The sequence below is a fragment of the Aeromonas cavernicola genome (assembly GCF_002795305.1).
In the GTDB taxonomy this organism is placed as follows: Bacteria; Pseudomonadota; Gammaproteobacteria; order Enterobacterales; family Aeromonadaceae; genus Aeromonas; species Aeromonas cavernicola.
Map to the genome: position 1 here is coordinate 1 of NZ_PGGC01000029.1, position 2,583 is coordinate 2,583.

Sequence of the window (2,583 nt, forward strand, 5' to 3'; positions counted from 1 at the left end):
GATGTCATGCTGAGGTCTGTCGAACGTCGCTTTGGGGATGTATTGCCTACATCCCCAATAGAGTGGCTGACTGATAATGGCTCGGCGTATCGTGCCCATGAGACCCGTGCGTTTGCAAGAGAAATCGGTTTGGAGCCCAGAACGACTGCGGTGAGAAGCCCACAGAGCAACGGTATAGCGGATAGCTTCGTGAAGACGATGAAGCGAGACTATATCGAGATGATGCCAAAACCGGATAGCCGAACAGCGGTAGGCAATTTGGCTATCGCGTTTGAGCATTATAACGAGCACCACCCGCACAGCGCCTTAGGATACCGTTCACCCCGGGAATTTCTGCGTAGTCGGGTATCACAACCCTAAGCGGGAAAAAGTGTCTGGACCTATGGGGTCAAATCCATCCATCGTGCGGTACGGGTAGTGTTAACCGGTGAGTCGATGCGCAAACAGGCCATGAACTTGACCGATGCCGATCAGGCAGAGTAAAAGAAAGAGGCAGTTCCTGCGGGTAGAAAAATGGTGATCGACATGATGTTATTAGCCAACGGGTGGTGTACTGCCAGGGCCATTACTGGAGGGTGGCTTGGAGGAGTTGCCGCTGTGTTGATTAAGACGGTCCTCTCACTCGGTAATACGGTCCAGCAGCTTATATATCAGCTCGTGGGCCTGCTCGATAGTCAGAGAGTTAACCGTTGGTGTCGAGTGCTTTTTGGTCATGCCAGCAAGTATGCAATACGGGCGGGATCAAACAACAGACAAAGGAAGATCAAGAGACGATCGTCTCTTTTTTTCCTGTCAAGGCACTCTCGGTGAACGGTTACAGTGGTGGTCACATCCTCAATAGCGGTCGGGTGTGAACCTTATTTTTTTTTGGGGGGGGGGTATTTCATATGAAATACCTTTTATTGATCTAACCCCACGGTAATGTTGAGTGTATTGCCGTGGGTGTCTAGTTATAGTCAAACGTTGAAACCGATATGTCGTCCTGTTGGAAGCTCTACATCCACACGCAGCTTTCCACTCATAGCCTCCACGTAGCGCTTTATAGTGGATAGTTTGACATCGTTACCGCATTGCTCCAACTTCACAATAGCTGGCTGTGTGAGGTCTCCTGACAAGATCGGACAGTCCCGGATCAAGCAGCCTGAGCCGTTCTCCAATACCTCTTGTTAAACTCCGCCGGGCTGACATTGCCAAGTCGTGAATGCCGACGTTGGCGGTTGTAAAAAATCTCTATGTACTCCTGAATCGCTGCCTTGGCCTCCGCTCTCGTCTTGAATCTATGGTGGTGAACCAGTTCATTTTTAAGAGACCCCCAGAAGCTTTCTATCGGGGCATTGTCGAAGCAGTTCCCCTTGCGTGACATGGAGGTCTGCATGCCAAATTGTACCTGGAGAGCCCGGTAAGCCTTGGCACAGTACTGACTGCCCCGGTCTGTGTGATGAATAAGCCCAACGGGTGGCCTCTTCTGCTGCACAGCCCGAAACAGCGCCTGACTGACCAACCCAGTGGTCATTCGCTCTCCCATCGCATAACCCACTATCTCACAGGTAAACACATCCTTGAGACCAGCCAGATAAAGCCAGCCTTCGTCGGTGGCGATATAGGTGATATCACCGGTCCAGACTTCGCTGGGCTTCGTCGGCGCAAAGACCTGACCAAGGAGATTATCCGCCACAGGCAGGGAATGAGCAGAATGGGTTGTCGCCTTGAATTTGCGCTTTTGTTTGCAAGACAACCCCATCTCACGGCGCAATCGCCCAATCCGGTCCCGCCCGGCGTAAAACCCTTCGGCGGCCAATTCAGCTTGTAAACGCACAGCACCATAGGTCTGGCGCGTCTTGCTGTGAGTCGCCCGAATGGCGACCTTGAGTCGCTCATCTTCTTGTTGGCGCAGTGACGGTGGACGCTGACACCAGTGGTAGAAGCCCGCACGAGAGACCCCCAGCACACGACAGATAACGGAAATGGGATCGCGGTCATGCTGCTTGGCTATCCACGCGTACTTGGCAGTGACTCTTGAGCAAAGTACGCGGCGGCCTTTTTTATGATGTCGCGCTCCATGCTGGCTTGTGCGAGAGCTTTGCGTAGCCGGGCCACTTCCGCCTCCAGCTCGGCGACAGAACGCGCACCGGGAATGGCCGATGTATCCTTTCCTCCTTTGGCTGCGACCACCCAGTTGCTCAGTGTACCTTTGGCAATACCCAACCTTGTGGCGGCTTCAGCTTGGCTAAGGCCTTGCTCCAATACCAGTCGAACCGCCTCTGCCCGAAACTCTTGTGAATAGTGTTCTCTCGATTTCATTCAATACCCCCGATTGTCTCATCGTAACAATCGGGACGGTCTGTGAAAATCAGGATACCTCAGGTTTTACTTTTCCTTTACTAGTCGTTGGTAACGTTCCCGAACTTTATTAGCATAACGCATACGCATGGTATAGCGTTCAGGGGCAGTGCCAGCGTTGTAGGCGCCGACGGCTTCCCAGCTATAACCATAACGTTGCATCATATCAGCGAGGATGGATGCACCGACAATAATAGATATACAAGGATCTTTAAGGCTTTGTTCATTGATGCCTAATTGGCG

Annotated in this window: 3 protein-coding genes and 1 pseudogene; 1 reads left to right on the forward strand and 3 read right to left on the reverse strand. The window is 52.2% G+C overall.

The window, feature by feature from the left end; all coding sequences use genetic code 11:
• On the forward strand, positions 1 to 360 hold a 360-nt coding region (locus tag CUC53_RS03560), incomplete at its 5' end, for an integrase core domain-containing protein (RefSeq protein ID WP_157798186.1).
• A 183-nt stretch (positions 361 to 543) separates the two neighbouring features.
• On the opposite strand, the pseudogene CUC53_RS03570 reads toward CUC53_RS03560, so the two are convergent.
• From CUC53_RS03570 to CUC53_RS03585, 3 genes and pseudogenes are all read right to left on the reverse strand, one after another.
• Positions 544 to 714: pseudogene (locus CUC53_RS03570) on the reverse strand (DUF6444 domain-containing protein); the annotation flags it as partial.
• 418 nt (positions 715 to 1,132) lie between these two features.
• A protein-coding gene (locus CUC53_RS03580) for an IS3 family transposase (RefSeq protein WP_100292880.1) occupies positions 1,133 to 2,301 on the reverse strand; the annotation gives its coding sequence in 2 pieces (ribosomal slippage) (positions 1,133 to 2,046 and positions 2,046 to 2,301; 1,170 coding nt in all).
• A gap of 66 nt (positions 2,302 to 2,367) precedes the next feature.
• A partial coding sequence (locus CUC53_RS03585) for a transglycosylase SLT domain-containing protein (RefSeq protein WP_157798187.1) occupies positions 2,368 to 2,583 on the reverse strand: 216 nt, incomplete at its 5' end.